At 74.9% G+C, this 18,970-nt stretch carries 20 protein-coding genes; 6 read left to right on the top strand and 14 right to left on the bottom strand.

Annotation, left to right across the window (positions count from 1 at the left end):
• Position 1: 1 nt before the first annotated feature.
• On the bottom strand, positions 2-526 hold the full coding sequence (locus ACWGKI_RS07190; protein ID WP_452185849.1) for a hypothetical protein: 525 nt from the start codon (positions 524-526) through the stop codon (positions 2-4).
• Position 527: 1 nt separating this feature from the next.
• Positions 528-2,075, bottom strand: a complete 1,548-nt coding sequence (locus ACWGKI_RS07185; RefSeq protein WP_452185847.1) for an APC family permease — start codon at positions 2,073-2,075, stop codon at positions 528-530.
• A 123-nt stretch (positions 2,076-2,198) separates the two neighbouring features.
• Between ACWGKI_RS07185 and ACWGKI_RS07180 the strand changes: the two genes are divergently transcribed.
• Positions 2,199-3,137 (top strand): NAD(P)-dependent oxidoreductase, encoded by a 939-nt coding sequence (locus ACWGKI_RS07180; RefSeq protein WP_452185845.1) that lies wholly within the window; start codon positions 2,199-2,201, stop codon positions 3,135-3,137.
• A gap of 36 nt (positions 3,138-3,173) precedes the next feature.
• Here the strand turns inward: ACWGKI_RS07180 and mutM are convergent, their stop codons facing one another.
• From mutM to coaD, 6 genes are all read right to left on the bottom strand, one after another.
• Positions 3,174-4,109 (bottom strand): bifunctional DNA-formamidopyrimidine glycosylase/DNA-(apurinic or apyrimidinic site) lyase, encoded by a 936-nt coding sequence (gene mutM / locus ACWGKI_RS07175; RefSeq protein ID WP_452185843.1) that lies wholly within the window; start codon positions 4,107-4,109, stop codon positions 3,174-3,176.
• A complete protein-coding gene (gene rnc / locus ACWGKI_RS07170; RefSeq protein ID WP_452185841.1) occupies positions 4,102-4,845 on the bottom strand; it encodes a ribonuclease III in 744 nt (247 codons plus the stop codon). Before rnc ends, mutM begins: the two co-directional genes overlap by 8 nt.
• A 1-nt stretch (position 4,846) precedes the next feature.
• Positions 4,847-5,041, bottom strand: a complete 195-nt coding sequence (gene rpmF, locus ACWGKI_RS07165) for a 50S ribosomal protein L32 (RefSeq protein WP_079574722.1) — start codon at positions 5,039-5,041, stop codon at positions 4,847-4,849.
• 2 nt (positions 5,042-5,043) lie between these two features.
• Positions 5,044-5,595, bottom strand: a complete 552-nt coding sequence (locus tag ACWGKI_RS07160; protein WP_380244043.1) for a YceD family protein — start codon at positions 5,593-5,595, stop codon at positions 5,044-5,046.
• 182 nt (positions 5,596-5,777) lie between these two features.
• A complete protein-coding gene (locus ACWGKI_RS07155) occupies positions 5,778-6,347 on the bottom strand; it encodes a hypothetical protein (protein WP_380244042.1) in 570 nt (189 codons plus the stop codon).
• Entirely contained in the window at positions 6,344-6,853 is a 510-nt protein-coding gene (gene coaD / locus ACWGKI_RS07150) for a pantetheine-phosphate adenylyltransferase (protein ID WP_452185839.1), read from the bottom strand. The genes ACWGKI_RS07155 and coaD overlap by 4 nt, the downstream gene beginning before the upstream one ends.
• Positions 6,854-6,958: 105 nt before the next feature.
• Between coaD and ACWGKI_RS07145 the strand changes: the two genes are divergently transcribed.
• Positions 6,959-7,762 (top strand): GNAT family N-acetyltransferase, encoded by an 804-nt coding sequence (locus tag ACWGKI_RS07145; RefSeq protein ID WP_452185837.1) that lies wholly within the window; start codon positions 6,959-6,961, stop codon positions 7,760-7,762.
• Positions 7,763-7,818: 56 nt separating this feature from the next.
• Here the strand turns inward: ACWGKI_RS07145 and rsmD are convergent, their stop codons facing one another.
• Genes rsmD through ACWGKI_RS07130 form a run of 3 tightly spaced genes read right to left on the bottom strand, consistent with a single transcriptional unit; the run spans position 7,819 to position 12,580 of the window.
• Positions 7,819-8,493, bottom strand: a complete 675-nt coding sequence (rsmD, locus tag ACWGKI_RS07140; protein ID WP_452185835.1) for a 16S rRNA (guanine(966)-N(2))-methyltransferase RsmD — start codon at positions 8,491-8,493, stop codon at positions 7,819-7,821.
• 56 nt (positions 8,494-8,549) lie between these two features.
• The gene (locus ACWGKI_RS07135; RefSeq protein WP_452185833.1) at positions 8,550-10,811 is read right to left on the bottom strand and encodes an ATP-dependent DNA helicase RecG; all 2,262 of its coding nucleotides are present in this window, start codon (positions 10,809-10,811) and stop codon (positions 8,550-8,552) included.
• Positions 10,808-12,580, bottom strand: coding sequence for a DAK2 domain-containing protein (locus tag ACWGKI_RS07130; RefSeq protein ID WP_452185832.1), 1,773 nt, complete (start codon positions 12,578-12,580; stop codon positions 10,808-10,810). The genes ACWGKI_RS07135 and ACWGKI_RS07130 overlap by 4 nt, the downstream gene beginning before the upstream one ends.
• Positions 12,581-12,795: 215 nt before the next feature.
• Here ACWGKI_RS07130 and rpmB point away from each other — a divergent pair, with 215 nt between their 5' ends.
• A complete protein-coding gene (gene rpmB / locus ACWGKI_RS07125) occupies positions 12,796-12,987 on the top strand; it encodes a 50S ribosomal protein L28 (protein WP_069984843.1) in 192 nt (63 codons plus the stop codon).
• A 207-nt stretch (positions 12,988-13,194) separates the two neighbouring features.
• Positions 13,195-13,713, top strand: a complete 519-nt coding sequence (locus tag ACWGKI_RS07120; protein ID WP_380244036.1) for a GNAT family N-acetyltransferase — start codon at positions 13,195-13,197, stop codon at positions 13,711-13,713.
• A 24-nt stretch (positions 13,714-13,737) separates the two neighbouring features.
• On the opposite strand, the gene ACWGKI_RS07115 is transcribed toward ACWGKI_RS07120, so the two are convergent.
• Positions 13,738-14,751, bottom strand: a complete 1,014-nt coding sequence (locus tag ACWGKI_RS07115) for a thiamine-phosphate kinase (RefSeq protein WP_452185830.1) — start codon at positions 14,749-14,751, stop codon at positions 13,738-13,740.
• Between the two features lie 52 nt (positions 14,752-14,803).
• Here ACWGKI_RS07115 and ACWGKI_RS07110 point away from each other — a divergent pair, with 52 nt between their 5' ends.
• Positions 14,804-15,280 carry a DUF3515 family protein gene (locus tag ACWGKI_RS07110; protein WP_452185828.1) on the top strand — a complete coding sequence of 159 codons (477 nt, stop codon included), beginning with the start codon at positions 14,804-14,806 and terminating at the stop codon, positions 15,278-15,280.
• Between the two features lie 104 nt (positions 15,281-15,384).
• Positions 15,385-15,798, top strand: coding sequence for a VOC family protein (locus ACWGKI_RS07105; RefSeq protein WP_452185826.1), 414 nt, complete (start codon positions 15,385-15,387; stop codon positions 15,796-15,798).
• Between the two features lie 58 nt (positions 15,799-15,856).
• On the opposite strand, the gene ACWGKI_RS07100 is transcribed toward ACWGKI_RS07105, so the two are convergent.
• Positions 15,857-17,026: a D-alanine--D-alanine ligase family protein gene (locus ACWGKI_RS07100; protein WP_380244032.1), complete on the bottom strand. Its 1,170-nt coding sequence runs from the start codon at positions 17,024-17,026 to the stop codon at positions 15,857-15,859.
• Between the two features lie 101 nt (positions 17,027-17,127).
• Positions 17,128-18,756: an AMP-binding protein gene (locus tag ACWGKI_RS07095; protein ID WP_452185824.1), complete on the bottom strand. Its 1,629-nt coding sequence runs from the start codon at positions 18,754-18,756 to the stop codon at positions 17,128-17,130.
• Between the last annotated feature and the right edge of the window lie 214 nt (positions 18,757-18,970).

Genomic DNA, 18,970 nt, shown 5'->3' with positions numbered 1-18,970 from the left:
CCTAGGAGCTGGCGCCGGTGGACTGCGTGGTCGTCGAGCTGGTCGTCGAGCTGGTCGTCGAGTTGGTCGTCGAGTCGAGGTTGAGGGAGTCGACGTACGCCTCGAACGCGTCCAGCTGCTCGGGGCAGTACGTCTCGATGACCAGGCGGTCGCCCTGGAGGCGACGCTCGTCCAGGACCGACGGGCGCAGACCCGGCCCGGCCGCGCCGTTCGACGCGCCGAGGTTCGCGGTGGCGTCGACGAGAGCGGCCGGATCGGTGCAGAACCCACCGCCGTCCGAGCCGAGGACGCGGGCGATGGTCTCCTCGGAGAAGGCCGTGATCCCGATGTCGGCGAACGCCGCGTGCAGGGTCGCGGCCTTCTGCTCGGCCTCTCGCTCGTCCTGCCGGTCCTGGTGGCCGGCGAACTGGATCATCATGATCGCGCCGAGCACCAGCACCAGGATCGCGGCCGCGGTGTACGTGATCCAGCGTCGTCGGCCGGGGGCGCCGGGCTCGGGCTCGTGCGACGGCGTCGTCGTGGTCATCTCACGCCTCCGTCCCGGCGGCCGCGCCGCCCGTCGCGTCGTCCGTCGTGCCGTCCGTCGTCTCGGCCGAAGGCTGCCGCCAGGACGGCTTGCGCAACCGCAGGAACAGCCACGGGATGAGCAGGCCGATGACACCGAGCCCGCCGCCCACGATGAGGAAGTACGTGCCCCCGGACCCGCTGGAGAACTGCGCCGGCGGCACGAAGCCGATCACGAGGGCGGCGACCGAGGCGAGGAACCCCACCACGCACAGCAGGCCGAGCGCCGGCGCCCGGTAGCCGCGGGGATGGTCGGGCGCCGTCCGGCGCAGCCGCAGCGCCGCCACGAACAGCAGCAGGTACATGATCAGGTACACCTGCGTGGTGATCACCGACAGGATCCAGTAGGCGCTGGAGACGTCCGGGATGAACGCGTACAGCAGCGCGATGACCGTGGTGAACACCCCCTGCGCCACGAGGATGTTCTGCTGCACGCCGTGCTTGTTCAGCTGCTGCAGGAAGGGCGGCATGTAGCCCTCCTCGCGCGCCACCGTCAGCAGCCCCTTCGACGGCCCGGCGAGCCACGTCAGCATGCCGCCGATCGACGCGGCGATGAGCATCAGCCCCAGGATCGGCGTCAGCCACGAGACCCCGAAGTTGGCGAAGAACGCGTCGAACGCCTGCATCACGCCCGCGGTGAGGGAGAGCTGGTCGGCCGGGATCACCCAGCTGATCGCGACCGCCGGGAGGATGAAGATCAGCAGCACCAGGCCGATCGCGAGGAACATCGACCGTGGGAACTCCTTGGCCGGGTGGCGCAAGGAGGTCACGTGCACCGAGTTCATCTCCATGCCGGCGTACGACAGGAAGTTGTTCACGATGAGCACCAGCGAGGCGATGCCGGTCCACTGCGGCAGCAGGTGCGAGGAGTCCATCGGCGCGGCCGACGAGTTGCCCTGACCGAGGAACACCATCCCCAGCACCACGAGGATCGCCGCCGGGACCAGCGTGCCGATGATCAGCCCCGCGCTCGACAGGCCCGCGACCGTCTTCGTGCCCTGGGACGACACGCACACCCCGGCCCAGTAGATGACGATGATGACGATCGCCACGTACACGCCGTTCGACGCCAGCGCCGGGTTGATGACGTACGCGAGCGTGCTGGCCACGTACCCGAGCAGGCTCGGGTAGTAGAAGATCGTCATCGCGAACTGGCACCACACGGCCAGGAACCCCAGCGGCTTGGACAGCCCCTCCGCCACCCACCGGTAGACGCCCCCCGACCAGCCCGAGGCGAGCTCCGCCGAGACGAGCGACGTCGGCAGCAGGAACACGATCGCCGGGACCACGTACAGGAACACCGCCGCGAGCCCGTAGACCGCCATCGTCGGCGCCGCCCGCAGGCTCGCCACCGACGACGTGATCATGAACGCCAACGTCAGCCACGTGATGTAGTTCCGCGGCGTGCGCGCCGTCATCGCGCGGCGCACCTGCTCCCGCGTGGGCGGCGGGCCGTCGATCGTCCCCGCACCCGAGCCCGCGCCCCCGGCACCTGTCCCCGACGTCGTCATGCCGACCTCCCGACACCCCGCCGTCCGGCACCCGCCGGACGGCACGACGATATGGGGGCAGGTCACGGGCCGCACCACGAACGCCGCACCTCCCCGCCGTCCGGGCTGCTAGCGTCGCCAGGCGTGAAGATCCTCGTGCCGGGCAACGTGCCCTTCGACCTGACGATCGACGTGCCGGGCGTGGAGGTGGCGCGCTACGTCATGCGCGACCCGGTGCCCGAGGAGCACACGGACGCCGACGCCCTCGTCACGTGGTCCAGCCCCCAGCGGGTGCTGGAGGACGCCGCGCGCCGCCTGACCCGCCTGCGCTGGGTCCAGACGCTCAACGCGGGCCCCGACCAGGCGCTCGCGGCCGGGTTCGCGCCGGACGTGGTGATCTCGTCCGGCCGCTCCCTGCACGACGCGACCGTCGCCGAGCACACCCTCGCGCTGGTGCTCGCGTCGGTCCGCCGGCTCGACCGCACGCTCGCCGCCCAGCGGGAGCACACGTGGGACCGCGACCTCGGCCGCGAGCAGGCGCGCGAGGAGCAGCTGTTCACGCTGCGCGGCGCGCGCGTGACCGTCTGGGGGTTCGGCTCCATCGCCGCCGTGCTCGCCCCGCTCCTCGCCGCCCTCGGCGCGCGGGTGACCGGCGTGGCGTCGTCGGCGGGCGAGCGCTACGGCTTCCCGGTCGTGTCCTCGATCGACGAGGTGGCGCCGACCACCGACGTGCTGATCTCCCTGCTGCCCGCCACGGAGGCGACCCACCACGCCCTCGACGCGCGCGTCCTCGGCCTGCTCCCGGACCACGCCCGGTTCGTCAACGCCGGCCGCGGTGCCACGGTGGACGAGGACGCGCTGGTCGCCGCGCTGCGCGGCGGCACGCTCGCCGGCGCCGCGCTGGACGTCACCGAGACCGAGCCCCTGCCGGAGGACTCGCCGCTGTGGGACGCGCCGCACCTGATCCTCACGCCGCACGTCGCGGGCGGCCGTCCCCAGGGGGCGGCGGAGTTCGTCTCCGCGCAGCTGACGGCGTGGCTGGCCGACGGCGCGGCCGGGCTGCGCAACGTCGTGGCGCGCTGAGCGCCCCGCCGGCGAGGGTCCCGCGGGAGGGACCGGCTACCAGCGGCCGCTGCGCGGGCGCGGCTGGCAGACCGGGCAGGTGTACGACGAGCGGTTCATGAACGCGTCGCGCCGGATCGGCGTGCCGCAGCGCGGGCACGGCTCGCCCGCGCGCCCGTAGGCCGCGAGGCCCCGCGCGAAGTACCCGGACTCGCCGTTGACGTTGACGTACAGCGCGTCGAAGCTGGTGCCGCCCTGCACGAGCGACTCCGTCATGACCTCCGTGGCGGCGTCGAGGGCCCGGCGCACCTCCGCCGGCCGCAGCCGGTCGGTGGCGCGGGCGAAGTGCAGGCGTGCCCGCCACAGCGCCTCGTCCGCGTAGATGTTGCCGACGCCGGACAGCAGGGTCTGGTCGAGCAGCGCGCGCTTGATCCCGGTGCGCCGGCGGCGCACCGCGGCCACGACCGCGTCCACGTCGAAGGCCGGGTCCAGGGGGTCACGGCCGATGTGCGCGACCGGCTCCGGGACGGCCGGGAGGTCGCTGCCGAGGCCGCCCGGCGCACCGTCGGGCGTCGGCTCCAGGTCCACCACCGACAGGTGGCCGAACGTGCGCTGGTCGACGAAGTCGAGGAGCTCGGCACCGCTCGGCGCGTCCTCCAGGTGCAGGCGGACACGCAGGTGCGGGTGCGCCCAGTCCCCCGCCACCGCCGGGTCGCGCACGAGGAGCTGGCCGGACATGCCGAGGTGCGCCAGGAGCGCAGACCCGTCGGGAGAGGCCGCCGTCGTGCCGCCGAGCGGCAGCCAGAGGAACTTGCCCCGGCGGACGGCGGCGTCCAGACGCCGGCCGCGCACCTGGTCCACGAAGGAGACGGGGCCGCCGTCGTGGCGGCGCACGGAGTAGTCGCGGAACACCTCGGCGTCGCGCACGACGGCGCCCACCACCAGGCGGTCGAGGCCGTCCCGGACGGTCTCGACCTCGGGGAGCTCAGGCACCGGCGGCGTCGGCCGTGGAGGGGCTCCCGGGGAGCGGGAGCGCCTGGAGGGCGTGGTACGCCTCCTCCGCGGCCGCCTGCTCGGCGTGCTTCTTCGCGGTGCCGGTGCCGAGGCCGAGCACGGGGCCGGCGGCCACCTGCGCGTGGAAGACACGGGCGTGCTCCGGGCCGTCGCCCCGCACCTCGTACACCGGGGCGCCGAAGCCGCGCTCCGCAGCCGCCTCCTGCAGCGACGTCTTCCAGTCGAGCCCGGCGCCGAGGTCGGCCGCCGCCGCGAGGGTGCTGTCGACGAGCCGGTGCACCAGCTCGCGCGCCGGCTCCAGGCCGTGCGACAGGTAGGTCGCGCCGATCAGCGACTCGACGGTGTCCGACAGGATGGAGTCCTTGTCGAAGCCTCGCGTGCGGATCTCGCCCTTGCCGAGCAGCACGTAGCTGCCGAGGTCGAGGCGGCGCGCGACGGCGGCGAGCGCGCGCTGCGACACCGTGGCCGCGCGCATCTTGGCGAGCTCACCCTCGGAGTGGTCCGGGTGGCGCCGGTACAGCGCCTCCGTGACGACCAGACCCAGGACGGTGTCGCCCAGGAACTCGAGCCGCTCGTTGGTCGGGATGCCCCCGGCCTCGTGCGCGAACGAGCGGTGCGTCAGGGCAAGCACGAGAAGCTCGGGGTCCAGGTGGACCCCGAGCTTCTCGAGAAGAGCAGTCGGCTCCGGCCGCTGCCGGGGGCCGCGTGCAGGCATGTCAGCCCGCGTGCTCGGTGCGCAGCGCCTCAGCGTACTGGCGGCCCTTGTAGGCACCGCAGGTGGGGCAGGCGGCGTGGGACAGCTTCTGCCCCTTGCAGCTCGGGCACGTGGTGAGGACGGCCGCGGTGGTCTTCCACTGCGAGCGACGCGCCCGGGTGTTGCTGCGCGACATCTTGCGCTTCGGAACAGCCACGGCTAGCTCTCTTTCGTCTCGTCGGACACGCTCGACTCCTCGAGCATGGTCTGCAATGCCGACCACCGGGGGTCGACCAGGTCGTGATGGTGGTCAGGGTCGTCCGCCAGCCGGGCCCCGCAGACGGAGCACAGGCCGGGGCAGTCCTGACGGCACAGCGGTTGAAATGGTAGTGCAGTTACGAGCGAATCCCGAACCGCCGGCTCGATGTCGGCCAGGTCGTCGACCAGCACCGGCTCGTCCTCGGCATCCTCGTCGCCGGACTCCTCCGCCGCCTTGGCCCGCTCGGGGTAGGCGAACAGCTCCTGCACGCGCACCGTCACCTGCTTGGACACCGGGTCGAGGCAGCGCGCGCACTCCCCCACCGCCGTGCCGCGCACGACGCCGGTGATCAGCACCCCCTCCAGGACCGACTCGAGCCGGAGGCCCAGCGTCAGGTCGTCACCCTCGGGCACGCCGATGACGGCGGTCCCCATGTCCGCGGGAGCGGGCACGACACGCGCGACCTCCTCCATCGTCCCGGGTCGCCGAGACAGCTCGTGCGTGTCGAGCACGAGCGGCGAAGGCTTCGCGGTGGCGATGGCAGGCTCCAAGGACTGGCGGGCGAAAGGGGGGCGGCCCGCGACGGGGCCAGCGATCTAGTCTAGGCCATCGCGGACACGTGTGGCAGCACGCCCGGACGTGACCCGTCTCTCACGGACCGGCCACGACGCGCTCCGGACGGGCTCCGACGGGGTCAGGACTGCGTGCCCTGCGGCCATCGCGGGTCGGCGACGGAGTCCCACCGCACCCGGGGCGAGCCCTGCTCCAGCCGGTCGGCGAGCTTCTCCCGGCCGGCGCGCACCTGGCTCGACAGGGCGTCCAGGTCCTGCTGGAGGTCCGCGAGCCTGCCGTCGCAGTACGCGTCCGCGTCCGCGCGCAGCGCCGCGGCCCGGCGCTCAGCTTCCGCCACGATCTCGGCGGCGCGGGACTGCGCCTGCACCACGACCTGCTCCGTCTGCACCAGCTCGATGGCGCGGGCTCGGGCGGACGCCACGATCTCCTCGGCCTGGCGGTGCGCGTCGTCCAGCGTGTCGCGCGCCGCGGCGAGCACCTCGTCCGCCCGGCCCACCTGGGTGGGCAGCGCGTCGCGCAGCTCGTCGACCAGGCCGAGGGCCTGGTCGCGGTCGACCTTCACGTTGGTCGACAGGGGCACCGAGCGCGCGTTCTCGACCAGCGCAGCCAGGTCCTCCAGGATGTCCAGGAGTCCGCCGACCGGGTTCTCCTGCTCCTCGCCGGCCGGGGTCCTCTGGGTCGTCTCGCTCATCCCTGCTCCTTGGTCCGGTTCGTGCCGCTCAGTGCCGCGCGCACCGCGTCCGCCACCCCGGGCGGCACGAGGTCGTCGATCGGCCCGCCGTACCGGGCCACGTCCTTCACCAGCGACGACGCGACGTGGGCGAAGCGCTGCTCCCCCGGCAGGAAGACCGTCTCCACGCCGGTCAGGTGACGGTTCATGAGCGCCATCGGCACCTCGGCGTCGAAGTCCGCCCCGCCGCGCAGCCCCTTGACCACCGCGACCGCGCCGATCTCCCGGCAGAAATCCACGAGGAGCCCCGGCACGACCTCCACCCGCACGGCGGCGGTCTCCGGGTCTGCGGCGAGCGCCGCCCGGGCGAGCCCCACGCGCTCCTCGGGGCCCAGCAGGGCGTTCTTGGCGGCGTTGTGCGCCACCCCGACCACGACCTCGTCGAACATCCGGCACGCCCGCCGGACGATGTCGAGGTGGCCGAGGGTGATCGGGTCGAACGACCCGGGGCAGACGGCGATGCTCACCCGGTCACGCTAGTACAGCGCCGTCCCGATCCCCGGGACCCTGGCCGGTCCCGTCGCGGGTGCCTCCGGCCGTGCCGCGAGCGCTCGACGGGGACACCATGAGGGATGGCCACCGCCGCCCCGGGCGCCGTCCCCGACGTCGTCCCCCTCACCACCGACGCCCAGCTGGCGTCGCTCTGGCGGGACGTGCTCGCGCCGTCGTTCCCGCCGGCCGAGCTGATCACGCTCGAGGCCCTGCGCGCCGGTTGCCGCTCCGGCGAGCAGACGGCGCACGGCGTCGAGCGCGGCGGCCACGTCACCGCCGGCGTGGTCGCGTCGTGGTCGCCGGCCACCCGGGTGCTGCTGCTCGACTACCTCGCCATCGCCCCGGGCGGGCGCGGCGGTGGCCTGGGCGGCCTGCTGCTGGACCGCTCCGTCGCGGCGTGGCGGGCCGAGCGCGCCCCGGCGCTCGTGCTGGCGGAGGTCGAGCACCCGGGGCATCACGCCGCCCACCCCCAGCACGGCGACCCCGCCGCACGGCTGCGCTTCTACGCCCGGCACGGGGCAGGCGCGCTGGCCGTGCCCTACTTCCAGCCCGGCATGAACGGGCCCGGCTCGCCTCGCGTCCCGGCGATGCTGCTCCTCGCTCTCGAAGTGAGCGACGACCTGCGGGACGGCGAGTCCCACGACCTGCCCGGCGACCTGCCCCACGACGTGCCCGGCGACCCGGTGGTCCGCTTCCTCACCGAGCACCTCGTCGCGTGCGAGGGCGTGCTGGTCGACGACGCGGCCACGCGGCGGCTGCTCGCGGCGGCGTCCGCCGAGCGGGTCCCGCTGGTGGACCCGGGCGACCGGGTCGCTCTTGCCGCCGTCCCCGTGGGGATCTTGGAGGGCGCGGAGCAGTACGCCCCGCCGCGGTCAGCCGGCTGAGCCGGTCAGCCGGCTGAGCCTGTCAGCCGGCTGAGCCTGTCAGCCGGCCGAGCCTGTCAGCCGGCCGAGCCTGCCGTGCTCGGGCCGCCCGCCTTCTGTTCCGGCTCCGGCTCCGGCTCGGGCTCGGGCTCGGGCTCGGGCTCGGGCTCGGGCTCGGGCTCGGGCTCCGCATAGTGCACGGCCGTCTCGCCGTAGTCCTTGCGGGCGAACGCCGCCAGGCCCGACGGCCAGGCCGGCTCCGGGCTGCGGGTGGAGCGCTCGACGACGACGACGGCACCCGCGGCGAGCACACCGGGCGCGGCGAGGTGCGCGAGCACCGTCGCGAGCGCGTCCTCCGCCAGGTCGTACGGGGGGTCGAGGAAGACCAGGTCGACGCCGCGAGCCGCGGCGCCGTCGGCGGGCACGGCGCCTGCCGCGAACCGCTCGGCGGAGTCCGTCACGACCCGGACCTCGCGCTGGAGGCCCAGCGCGGCGACGTTGCGGCGTGCGACGTCCGCGGCACGCCGGTTCGCGTCGACCAGCACGACGTCGGCGGCGCCGCGGCTGGCGGCCTCGAGGCCGAGCGCGCCGGACCCGGCGTACAGGTCGAGCACCCGCGCGCCGTCCAGCACGTCCAGGTGGTCCAGGCGGGAGAAGATCGCCTCGCGGACCCGGTCGCTCGTGGGTCGCGTGCCCTTCGGCGGCACCTGCAGCGAGCGCCCGCCGAAGCGGCCGGCCACGATCCTCGTCATGCCGCCGAGCCTAGGTCACGGGCAGCGAGTGCCCGCGCGCGCCTGGCGACAGGGGCTCAGGCCCGCTCGAGGAACTCCTCCTGCTCCTCGTCGAGCTGCGCCTCGATCGCCGCGCGCAGCTCGGGGTGGTCCGCGAGCCCGAGGTCGGCCTCCACGACGGCGGACGCCTCGCGCCGCGCGTCGGCGATGAGGTCCGCGTCCTGCACCACCCGCAGCAGCCGCAGGGAGCTGGAGCGACCGGACTGCGCGGCGCCGAGCACGTCGCCCTCGGAGCGCAGCTCCAGGTCGAGGGTCGCGAGCCGGAAGCCGTCCGTGGTCTCCGCGAGCGCCTCGACCCGCGTCGCGGCGGGGGTGCCCGGCTGCGCCGTCGAGACCAGGAGGCAGAGCCCGGGAGCGGCGCCGCGGCCCACGCGTCCGCGCAGCTGGTGCAGCTGGGACAGGCCGAAGCGGTCGGCGTCGAACACGACCATCACGGTGGCGTCGGGCACGTCGACGCCCACCTCGATCACCGTCGTGGAGACCAGCACCTGCAGCTCGCCGGCCGCGAACCGGGCCATCGCGGACTCCTTGTCGGCGGGCGCCATCTGCCCGTGCAGCACCCCGACGTCGAGCCCGGCGAGCGCCGGGGTCTCCCGCAGCATGTCGGCGACCTCGAGCACCGCGCGCAGCGGGGGCCGGTCGTCGCCGGAGCCGGTACCGCCCCCGTCCATGAGCTCCAGCAGGTCCGGGACGTCGTCGAAGTCCTTGGCGGCGGCTCCCCCGGCCGCGGGCAGGTCGTCGTCGGGGTGGATCCGCGGGCACACCACGTACGCCCGGTGCCCCTTGTCCACCTCCTCGCGCACCCGCGCCCACGTCCGCTCCATCCAGCGCGGGTTGCCGGCCGGAACCACGTGCGACGTGATCCCGGCGCGGCCGGCGGGGACCTCGGTCAGCGACGACGTCTCGAGGTCGCCGAAGACCGTCATCGCGACGGTGCGCGGGATCGGTGTGGCGGTCATGACGAGCACGTGCGGCGCCACGCGCCCCTTGGCACGCAGCGCGTCCCGCTGCTCGACGCCGAACCGGTGCTGCTCGTCGACGACGACCAGGCCGAGGTCGGCGAACTGCACCTGGTCGCCCAGGAGGGCGTGCGTGCCCACGACGATGCCCGCCTCGCCGCTCGCCGCCTGGAGCAGCGCCTCCTTGCGGGCCGCCGCCCCGAGCGAGCCGGTCAGCAGCGCGACCCGGGTGCCGTGCGCCGCTCCGCCCAGCAGGCCGCCCTCGGCCAGCGGGCCCAGCAGCGTGCGCAGCGTGCGGGCGTGCTGCGCCGCGAGCACCTCGGTGGGCGCGAGGAGGGCCGCCTGGCCCCCGGCGTCGACCACCTGCAGCATCGCGCGCAGCGCCACCACGGTCTTGCCGGAGCCCACCTCGCCCTGCAGCAGCCGTTGCATCGGTCGTGCCTGCGCGAGCTCGCGCGCCAGGTCCTCGCCCACGGACCGCTGGCCGTCGGTCAGCGTGAACGGCAGCGCCGCGTCGAAGTCGGCGAGCAGGCTCGATGCGTCCCCGTCCCGCAGGGGGCGCGCGGTGGCCTCCTGCTCCGCGGCGTGCGCGCGCCGCTGGGCGAGCGCCGCCTGGAGCACGAAGGCCTCCTCGAAGCGGAACCGGTGCCGGGCGCGCTGCCAGGCTCGCTGGTCGTCGGGCACGTGGATCGCGCGCAGCGCCTCGAGCCGGCCGGGCAGCCCGGCCCGCTCGCGGACGTCGGCCGGCACGGGGTCCTCGACGTCGGCCTCGGTGAGCGGGTCGAGCACGGTGCGCACGGACCGTTGGATGCGCCAGCTCGGCACGGACGACGACGCGGGATAGATGGGGATGGGACGGCTGGCCTCGAACATGGCCGCCTCGGCGTCGTCCGCGTCGACGCCCACGAGCACGTAGTCCGGGTGGGTGAGCTGCCGGGTGCCCCGGTACTCGCTGACGACTCCGGTGAACAGGCCGACGCGCCCCGGCCGCAGCTTGTCCTCGTGCGGGCGCAGCGCGCCGGCACGCTTCGCGAAGAACGTCAGCGCGAGCTCGTGCCGGCCGTCGGTCACGACCGCCTGCAGCATGGCCCCGGAGCGGGAACGCATCGTGCGCACGGTGGCGTGCGCGACGCGGGCCATCACGGTGACGTGCTCGCCGAGCGCGAGCCGGTCCATGTCGGTCAGCGTGCCCGGGTCGCCGTAGCGGCGGGGGTAGTGCCGCAGCAGGTCCCCCACGGAGACGAGCCCGAGCTTCTCCAGCGGGGCGGCGCTGCGCGCGCCCAGCACCTTGGTCAGCGCCTCGCTCTCGCGCCCCGTCATCGCCGCGCCTCCACCCCGAGCGTCACGCCGGGCCCGGGCCGGCCGGTCGCCAGCACGACAACCTCCGCGTCCGGCGCCCCGGCCGCCGCCGCGCGCCCGACCTCGGCCAGCACCGCCGGTGGCACGTCCACGCCCGCCAGCACCGTCACGACCTCCGCGTCCGGCGCGCCGGCCAGCAGGCCGCGCAGGGCGTCCGCCGCACCGGCGGCGTCGCCCGTCCACGAGCTCAGGCGCCCGAGAGCCTGGCGGACCGCCGCGGGCACGCCGTCCAGGACGTCGGCCTCGGCCCCCGCCTCCATGCCGGCCTCCATGCCGGCCTCCATGAGGGCCGCGACCGCCGTCACCACGTGCGCGTCGTCGCCCGCGTCGAGCAGCCCGACGACGGGCTCGCCCGCGTCCCCGTCCCGGTGCGCGGCCAGCGCGCCGTCGAGCGCGCCGCGACCTCCGGGCACGGGGCCGGGCACGACGAGCACGCGGCCGGCGGGCACGCCGAGCGCCGCCTGGGCGAGGTCGTCGGCCGTCACGGGCTGGTCCAGGTCGAGCAGCACGACGGCGCCGCCGCGCGCCAGGTCGCCGGCGAGCGCGGGCGCGGACGTGGCGACCACGGCACCCCAGGGCGCGTCGGCCGGGACGCCCGACCCGGCACCGTGCGCACCCAGCACGGCCAGGTGCCGCACGTGGACACGCGACACGGCGCCGCCCGCCGCCCAGCGGCGCGCCACGTCGAGCCCGCCTGCCAGGTCGGTCGTGTGCACGTGCGCCTGCCACAGCGACTCGTCCCCGACGACCGCGGGCTCGTCCGGGGCGTCGACGTCGTCCGGCTCGTCGGGCTCGTCCGCACCGCCGACCACCACGACCGACTCACCGATGGCGTCCAGGTCCCGCCGCAGTGCGTCCGCGACGGCTCCCGGGGCAAAGTCGGCGGCCGCGGCGGGCCGGTGCAGCACGAACATCAGCTCGAGCGCGTCGGCGTCGCTCTCGGCGGCACCCGGCGCGGGATCACAGCCGGCGGGGGCGGCACCGGGCAGCGGGTCGCCCTGGCGCAGCTCGACGTCAAGGGTCACGGGGCCGGTCACGGGCGACATCGTGCCGGGCGCCTCCGACACGGCGCGGTGGGCGCCGGCCAGCGCCTCCAGCACCAGCAGCAGCCCGCCCGCCCCGGCGTCGAGCACGCCGGCGTCGCGCAGCGCGTCGAGCGAGCCCGGGCTCGTGAGCAGGGCCTCGCGCGCCCCGGAGCGCGCGGCGTCCAGCACCGCCTGCCGGCGACGACGACGCTCCGGATCGGTGCGGGCGGTCGTCCGGGCGTCGGTGCGGGCGGCCGGTGCCGCGCCCCGGACTGCGGCGGCGGCCGCGTCCGCGGCAGCGTCCGCGGCGGTGAGGATCGTGCCGGGCGCGGGATGAGCGACGGCGAGCCGCGCGGTCCGGGCGGCGGTCGCCAGCGCCCGCTCCACGGGCTCGCCGCGCGTGGCAGCGGCGGCGAGGCCGCGCAACCACTCGCTGAGGATCACGCCGGAGTTGCCGCGCGCCGCGAGCAGCGCGCCGCGGGCGAGGACGCGCAGGAGGCGCGCACCACCGGCCCCGGCGGGCTCCTCCTGGACGGCGTGCGCCCCCTCCCGGAGGGTGAGGTAGAGGTTGGTCCCGGTGTCACCGTCGGCGACCGGGAAGACGTTGACCCCGTCGAGCGCCGCACGGGCGCCGCCGAGCGCCTCCACGGCCAGACGGACCCACAGCCGCACGACGGCCGCGTCCCGCAGGTCCGGGTCCGTCACGTCACCTCCCGCTGGCTCTCGAGCACCCCGCCATGGTCCTCTAGCCCGGCGGTGTCCGCGGCCCACGGTAGCGGTGAGCAGCCCCACGTTGAGGGTCACCCTCCGGATCGGCTATCCTCGTGTAGTTGCCCGGGCGGTTCCGGGCTCCCCCAGACCACACACTTCACGTCCTGCTGCCCTGGCGCGGGACGTGTCACGACGATTCAGGAGAGACCGTGGCTGCCAACTGCGACGTCTGCGGCAAGGGCCCGGGCTTCGGGCACAGCATCTCGCACTCCCACATCCGCACGAAGCGCCGCTGGAACCCGAACATCCAGCGCGTCCGTGCCGTGGTCGCGGGTACCCCCAAGCGAGTCAACGTCTGCACCTCCTGCCTCAAGGCAGGCAAGGTGACGCGCCAAGCCTGAGCCTGCGCGCCGGGCCCCCGGCCCGGATGTCGACACTTTCACGAGACGCCCGTCGGGACTTTCCCGACGGGCGTCTTGTCGTCCCCCGAGGCCGACCGACGGGCGAGGCGCGCCACCCCGACAGCCGCACCGCCACCGGCAAAGAATTCGTGAAGGATTCACCAAACTGCCTTGGCCGAACCCGGGTCGTCGTGGCACCCTGAGCAGATGATCGTGCAGACCGACAGCGACGTGGAGATCCGCCCCGCCCAGACGACGGACGCCGGGCGCATCGCGCAGGTGCACGTCACGTCGTGGAAGGGCGCCTACGCCAGCGTCCTGCCGGCCGAGTACCTCGACTCCGTCGACGTCGCCGAGCGCACCGCCCAGTGGCAGCGCATCCTCGACGAGGGCGGCCGCACGACGCTCGTGGCCGAAGGCGACGGCCGCCTCCTCGGCTTCGCCTCCTACGGCCCGTCGCGCGACGAGGACGCCGAGGACGGCGACCTCGAGCTGTACGCGATCTACCTCGACCCCGAGTCGTGGGGGCGCGGCGTGGCCCGCGACCTCATGCGCACCGTCCTGTCGGACGTGCAGGACGGCACGCCGATGTCCCTGTGGGTGCTGTCCCAGAACGAGCGCGCACAGCACTTCTACCGCCGCCACGGGTTCCAGCCGGACGGCGTGGAGCGGATGGACGACATCGGCGACACACCGGTCACCGAGGTCCGCTACCGCCGCGGCTGACCCCCGGACGACGATCCTCCGGGATCAGCCCGCGAAGTGGTCCCAGCCCGTCGCAACGGCGGGCGTACCGCCGTCGACGGTGACCCCCGCGCCCCCGGCAGCGGCACGCACCTGCCCGATCCTGCGGAACGTGCCCGGCAGCACGACGTCGGCGGGGAACGTGGCGAGCAGGCCGTGGTCCTCGCCGCCCGACAGCACCCAGCCGAGCGCCGCGTCCCGGTCCACGCCCAGCGCCTGCGCCGCGGGCAGGAGCCGCGCCACGTCCGCCTCGAGCGCCGCCGACTCCACGTCCACGGCCACGCCGCTCGCACGCGCGAGCCGCCCGGCGTCGCGGAGCAGCCCGTCCGAGACGTCGAGCATCGCGGTGGCGCCGTGCCGTGCCGCCTCCGGACCGGCGTCGAGCGGAGCCTCGGGGCGCAGGTAGCCCGCGACGTACGGCCCGAGCGCCCCCACCGCCTCCGGGGCGCCGTCGGAGGACGAGACGACCCCCCTGTCGAGCAGAGCCAGCCCAGCCGCCGACAGCCCACGGTTCCCCGCGTAGGCGAGGACGTCGCCCGGCCGCGCGCCGGACCGGGTCACCGGGGGCCGGCCCTCGAGGTCGCCGTGCGCGGTGACGGCCACCACGACGGCGTCGCCGCCGGACAGGTCGCCCCCGACGACACCCGCGCCCACCGGTGCGGACACCTCGGCGAGACCTCGTGCGAGGCCCGTCACCCAGGCGACCGGGAGGTCGCCCGGCACGACGAGCGAGACCACGAGCGACGTCGGCCGCGCGCCCATCGCCGCGACGTCCGCGAGGTTCGCCGTCGCCGCCCGCGCCCCGACGTCGTGCCCGCTCGACCAGCGGCGGCGGAAGTGCCGGTCCTCGACCAGCACGTCGGTGGTGACGACGAACCGCCCGTCCGGGGCCGCGACGACCGCCGCGTCGTCCCCCGGGCCCAGCAGCGTGGCGGCGGCGTCCGGCAGCAGGGGGAAGATCCGGGCGAGGAGCTCCTCCTCGGACAGGTCACGCACGAGGGGGTGGGTGGCGTCGGTCACGGGACGACTGTAGGCGGTCGACGGGGCCCTCCCGCCCGGTAGCGTGGACGTCGTGCCCCGACGTTCCCCGCTGACCCGCGCCGCCGCGCTGGCCGCCCTCGTCGTCGCGCCGCTCGCGGCGTGCGCCCCGACCATCGGCGCGACCCCGGCCGAGGACGCCGCCGACCCGGCGTGCGCCCCGGTCATGCTCGCCCTGCCGGACACGCTCGCCGGAGACCTGCCGCAGCGCGACACGAACGCCCAGGCCACCACCGCCTGGGGCGACCCCGGCGCCGCCGTCACCCTGCGCTGCGGCGTCACCCCGCCCGGGCCGTCCCCGGACTGCCAGCGGGTCGAGTCCCCGGCGGGCGCCGTCGACTGGATCGTCGTCGCCGGCGACGACGGCACCTGGCGGTTCACCACCTACGGGCGCGAGCCCGCCGTCGAGGTCCTGGTGCCGCCGTCGGTCACCGCCGACCACTCGACCTCGTTCGTGGGCGACCTCGCCCAGGCCGTGAGCAACGTCCCCGCCACCGCCCACTGCAGCTGAACGCGCGCCGAGGTAGCTCCAGACCTGCCGAGGTAGTTCCAGACGTGCCGAGGTAGTTCAGCCTCCGCAGGCGGATGGTCGGTACCAGGTGGCAGGGTCGAGCCATGGACCCACGGCTCAGCTTTGTCACCCTCGTCGTCCACGACCTTCGCGCGACACGGCGCTTCTACGTCGACGGCCTCGGCTGGGAACCAGCGCTCGAGGCCGCCGGCGAGGTACTGATGTTCCAGGTGGGCGAGCGCGTCGTCCTCTCCCTCTGGGACGAGACGTCCGCCGTCCAGGAGATCGGCCCGGTCACCCGCGGCGGGACCCCGCCGGTCACGCTCTCCCACAACGTCGCGACCACGGCAGAGGTCGACACGGCTCTCGACGACGCGCGACGAGCCGGGGCGGCTTCGGTCTCGGACCCCGTGCACCGCGAGTGGGGTGGGTACTCGGGCTACTTCGTGGACCCCGACGGGTTTCGCTGGGAGATCGCGTACAACCCCGGCGACATCGGGCAACGGGTGCTGCCCTGATCAGAAGAGACCTCGCCGCGTCCGCAACTACCTCGCCGCGCCCGCAACTACCTCGGCGTCAGCGCAGACCGGTCGGGCGCTCCAGCGCGAGCTGGATGAGCTCGTCGACCAGCTCGGGATAGCTCAGGCCCGAGGCCTCCCACATCCGCGGGTACATCGAGAACGGCGTGAATCCCGGCATGGTGTTGATCTCGTTCACCACGACGCGCTCGTCGGGCGTGACGAAGACGTCCACGCGCGACAGCCCCTCGGCCTCCACGGCCTCGAAGGTGCGCACGGCGACGTCGCGGACCTCGTCGAGCACGTGCGGCGGAAGGTCCGCCGGGCAGCGGAGGTCGACGTGGGCCTCGTCGAGGTACTTCGCCTCGAAGTCGTAGAACGCGTGGCTGTCGTGGTCGACGACGATCTCGCCGGGCAGCGACGCCCGGGTCGGAGCGCCGTCGCGTCCGCCGAGCACGGCGCACTCGATCTCCCGGCCGTCGATGCCGGCCTCGACGATCACCTTGGGGTCGTGCTCGCGCGCGGCGTCGACGGCGGCAGGCAGGTCGGCCAGGTCGTCGACGCGCGTGATGCCGAGGGACGAGCCGGCACGCGCCGGCTTGACGAACAGCGGCAGACCGAGCGGCTCGACGGCGGCGACGCACGCCGCGCGGTCGCGCTCCCAGTCGCGCGGGCGGATGACGACGTACGGGCCGACGGCGAGCCCCTGGCCCGCCAGCACGAGCTTCATGAAGTGCTTGTCCATGCCGACGGCCGAGGCGAGCACGCCCGCGCCGACGTAGTGCACGTCCGAGAGCTCCAGCAGCCCCTGCACGGTGCCGTCCTCGCCGAACGGACCGTGCAGCAGCGGGAAGACCACGTCGACCTCGCCCAGCAGCGCGGGCACCTGGCCGGGTTCCAGCACGCGGAGGGTGCGCTCGCCCTGGGTGAGGGACAGCACCACCTCGGCGCCGGTCTCGGCCGTCACCTCAGGCAGGCGGCCGTCCGTGATCTGCCAGCGCTCGGGGTCGTCCGCGGCGACGACCCAGCGGCCCTCGCGCGTGATGCCCACGGGCACGACGTCGTACCGGTCGCGGTCGATGGCGCGCAGCACGCCGCTGGCCGTGGAGGCGGAGATGGCGTGCTCGCCCGAGCGGCCGCCGAACAGCACGGCGACGCGGGTCTTGCGGGAGGCGTCGGCGCCCGGCGTCGGGACGGCGGGGACGGAGGCTGTGGTGGCGTCGGACATCGCCGCCCAACCTACCGGAACGCCCCGGTGCTGTGAGCGCGCGCCTGGCCCGCGACACGCCGGTCGAAAGGGCCAGGTTCCCGCTCACAGCACTCCGGCTGTCAGCGGGCGCGGAGCTCCTTGCGCAGGATCTTGCCCGCGGCGGACTTCGGGACCGCCGCCACGAACTCCACCACCCGCACCTTCTTGTACGGCGCCACCTGTTCGGCGACGAACGCCTGCACGTCGTCGGCCGTGAGCACGCTGCCCTCGGCCCGGACGACGAACGCCTTCGGCACCTCCCCCGACTCCTCGTCGGGCACGCCGACCACCGCGGCGTCGGCGATCTCGGGATGGGTGAGCAGCAGGGCCTCCAGCTCGGCGGGAGCCACCTGGTAGCCCTTGTGCTTGATGAGCTCCTTGAGCCGGTCGACGACGGTGAACACGCCCTCGGCGTCCACGGTCACGATGTCCCCGGTGCGCAGGAACCCGTCGGGCTCGAGCGTGTCGCGCGTGGCCTGCTCGTCCGCCAGGTAGCCGACCATGACGTTCGGCCCCGCGCACCACAGCTCGCCCGGCGCGCTCACGCCGGACTCGGGCAGGGCGATCGCCTCGCCCGTCGCCGGGTCCACCACCCGGGCCAGCATGTTCGGCACGAGCATCCCGACGGTGCCGGGCGAGACGTCGGGGCGGTCGACCGGCACCACGTGCGAGACCGGTGACATCTCGGACATGCCGTAGCCCTGCAGCACGCGCGCGGCGGGCATGCGGCGACCCACCGCCTCCGCGAGGTGCTCGTCGAACGGTGCGGCGCCGGACATGAGGATCCGCACGCTGGACAGGTCGCGCCCCTCGGCCGCCGGGTGCTTGGCGAGCGCCAGCGCGATGGGCGGCGCGACGAACAGCACGGTGGCGCGATGCTGCTCGATAACCCGCAGGTACTCCGCGAGGTCGAAGCGCGGCAGCGTGACGAGCGCGGAACGCTGGTACACGGCGCCGTTCATGAGCACCGTCATGCCGTAGATGTGGAAGAACGGGAGCACCGCCGGCACGACGTCGTCGGGCTCCAGGGGCAGGAACGCCTCCGTCTGCAGCACGTTCGCGACGAGGTTGCGGTGCGTGAGCATCACGCCCTTGGGCAGCCCGGTCGTGCCGGACGAGTACGGCAGCACGGCGAGGTGGGTGCGCGGGTCGAGGTCGACGTCCGGGGCGCCGTGCCCTGCGGACAGCAGCTCGGTCAGCGACGGGTGCCCGTCCGCGCCGTCGAGGACGACGACGTCCTGCGGCGCCATGCCCACCGCGTCCGCGCCGGCCTCGGCCGCGGTCAGGAGTGCCGAGACGGTCACGAGGGCCTTCGCTCCCGACGACTCGAGCTGCTTGGCCACCTCCCGCCCCGAGGCGAGCGCGTTGACGGTGGTGACGGTGATCCCGGCGCGCAGGAGACCGTGGAAGACGGCGACGAACGCGGGCACGTTCGGGCTGTGCAGGGCGACCACGTCCCCGACGCCCAGGCCGCGCGCGGCGAACGCGCCCGCGACGGCGTCCACCCGCGCGCGCAGCTCGCCGTAGGTGGTCGTGGCGCCGCTCGGGCCGTCGACCAGGGCGGTCCGGTCCAGGTCGGCGTCGGAGAGCGACGCGAAGAGGAAGTCGTAGAGCGTGACGTCGGGGATCTCGACGTCGGGGTGCGGGCTGCGGATCACGGTCCGGTCGGAGGAGCGGTCGGCGGTCCGGTCGGCGCTGGTGTCGGACATGGCGGTCCCTTCGTGCGGCACGGTCCTCGTCGACCGTTGCACCGGAGCGTAGCGCCGGGAACTGATCGTGCGGTGCCGGCGTTGGGGCGTTCGTGGACCACCTCACCCTCACGGCGCAAGCCGTCCCGGCGCCCGCGGCCGACGAGAACGCCGCGCCCGCCGACGACCCCAGTCATAGTCCGGGCTCCCCGCAGCCCCCGAGACTCCTCGACCC

This window comes from Isoptericola sp. NPDC055881 (assembly GCF_053615895.1).
Note: the sequence above shows the minus strand (reverse complement) of the source record. Positions and strands in the feature narration are given on the sequence as shown.

Coding starts and splice junctions, on each gene's coding strand:
- ACWGKI_RS07190 (WP_452185849.1), bottom strand. CDS start 526: ATGACCACGACGACGCCGTCGCACGAGCCCGAGCCCGGCGCCCCCGGC.
- ACWGKI_RS07095 (WP_452185824.1), bottom strand. CDS start 18,756: ATGTCCGACACCAGCGCCGACCGGACCGCCGACCGCTCCTCCGACCGG.
- ACWGKI_RS07185 (WP_452185847.1), bottom strand. CDS start 2,075: ATGACGACGTCGGGGACAGGTGCCGGGGGCGCGGGCTCGGGTGCGGGG.
- ACWGKI_RS07120 (WP_380244036.1), top strand. CDS start 13,195: ATGATCGTGCAGACCGACAGCGACGTGGAGATCCGCCCCGCCCAGACG.
- rnc (WP_452185841.1), bottom strand. CDS start 4,845: ATGCCTGCACGCGGCCCCCGGCAGCGGCCGGAGCCGACTGCTCTTCTC.
- rsmD (WP_452185835.1), bottom strand. CDS start 8,493: ATGACGAGGATCGTGGCCGGCCGCTTCGGCGGGCGCTCGCTGCAGGTG.
- ACWGKI_RS07100 (WP_380244032.1), bottom strand. CDS start 17,026: ATGTCCGACGCCACCACAGCCTCCGTCCCCGCCGTCCCGACGCCGGGC.
- ACWGKI_RS07145 (WP_452185837.1), top strand. CDS start 6,959: ATGGCCACCGCCGCCCCGGGCGCCGTCCCCGACGTCGTCCCCCTCACC.
- ACWGKI_RS07135 (WP_452185833.1), bottom strand. CDS start 10,811: ATGACGGGGCGCGAGAGCGAGGCGCTGACCAAGGTGCTGGGCGCGCGC.
- ACWGKI_RS07155 (WP_380244042.1), bottom strand. CDS start 6,347: ATGAGCGAGACGACCCAGAGGACCCCGGCCGGCGAGGAGCAGGAGAAC.
- ACWGKI_RS07105 (WP_452185826.1), top strand. CDS start 15,385: ATGGACCCACGGCTCAGCTTTGTCACCCTCGTCGTCCACGACCTTCGC.